Raw genomic sequence first — 1,440 nt, forward strand, 5'->3', positions numbered from 1 at the left:
GGATCATACAATGGGTATTGTGGTGTGGTGCATGAGGCGACAGGTCCGGCAGGGTGCAAGCCCGTGCGGGTGTGTGGTCCCGCACGAGACACTGCCGGATTTTGGATGAGGACGTGAGTTCAGGACAGTGTCACGGACACATACCATCGGCTGCTGTCCGCCAGCGTGCCTGACGACAGGCAGTTGTCTGCGTGCCGGTTCCAAAAAGCCCCGTGCGGCAACAATACTGCCCGGAGCCCCGGATACCGCGGGACCGGACGGCCGTAATCCTCCTGAGGCCAGGATAATGACGGACAGAACGACCGGATAGTTCCGGATTTGTTCCCGTTCCCGCGATATTCGCATGGTATCTGTTCATGGTGTCTGTTCCTGTTCACGATTGTGAACACACACTATGGATTGCGGGCGCAGATATACCCTGATTTCGTGTCAAGTTTTGCCGCAATCCGTAACGCTTCGGCGGGCAATGCCCTGCAGGAGATCCATCGGCAGGTTTTGCCAGTATCAGAGCACTCATATAGCGGCCCGGGAAAATTAACAATTGTGAAGTGCTGGGATCCCGCCGGATTTTACGGCAGCGATTCCGGATTCAGCAGAGGAAAAACATGACCAGAATATACGATAATATCACCTCGACGATTGGCAATACGCCGCTTGTCCGCCTCAACAGGCTCACAAAAGGACTGGAGGCTGCAGTCATCGTCAAAGTCGAATCGTTCAACCCCATGAGCAGCGTGAAAGACCGCATCGGGGTTGCGATGATCGACGATGCAGAACAAAAGGGGCTGATCAACAAGGATACGATCATCCTTGAAGCAACAAGCGGGAACACCGGCGTTGCGCTCGCATTTGTAAGCGCGGCCCGGGGATACAAATTCATGCTTGTCATGCCCGAGACCATGAGCATCGAACGCCGGAAACTGGCAAAGGCATTCGGGGCGGAGCTTGTGCTCACGCCGGGCGCGGAAGGAATGAAAGGAGCGGTAGCCCGGGCAGAAGAGATGGCAAAGGAGGATCCGAAGTACTTCTTTGTTACCCGGCAGTTCGAGAACCCCGCAAACCCGGAGATACATAAGAAGACCACGGCCGAAGAGATCTGGCGCGACACGGGAGGGACCGTGGATATCCTCGTTGCCGGGGTAGGGACCGGAGGGACCATCACGGGTATTGCAGAAGTCATCAGGAAACGGAAACCATCGTTCCGTGCCATTGCAGTCGAACCCGATGCATCGCCGGTCCTCTCAGGAGGATCTCCCGGCGCACACCGTATCCAGGGTATCGGGGCAGGGTTTGTCCCCGCGGTGCTCAACCGGGACCTCATCGACGAGATCATCCGGGTGAAGAACGAAGACGCCTTCGAGACTGCGCGGAAACTCGCCCGCGAAGAGGGTATCCTTGCGGGGATCTCCAGCGGGGCTGCTTTGTATGCAGCTCTTGGAG

General features: G+C 57.1%; 1 protein-coding gene. It reads left to right on the forward strand.

Annotated features, from left to right (window positions below):
* Positions 1–605 precede the first annotated feature (605 nt).
* A partial coding sequence (gene cysK / locus CW742_RS12925; RefSeq protein ID WP_292421014.1) for a cysteine synthase A occupies positions 606–1,440 on the forward strand: 835 nt, incomplete at its 3' end.

Origin of the sequence: Methanoregula sp. (assembly GCF_002835825.1) — an archaeon.
Classification (GTDB): Archaea; Halobacteriota; Methanomicrobia; order Methanomicrobiales; family Methanospirillaceae; genus Methanoregula.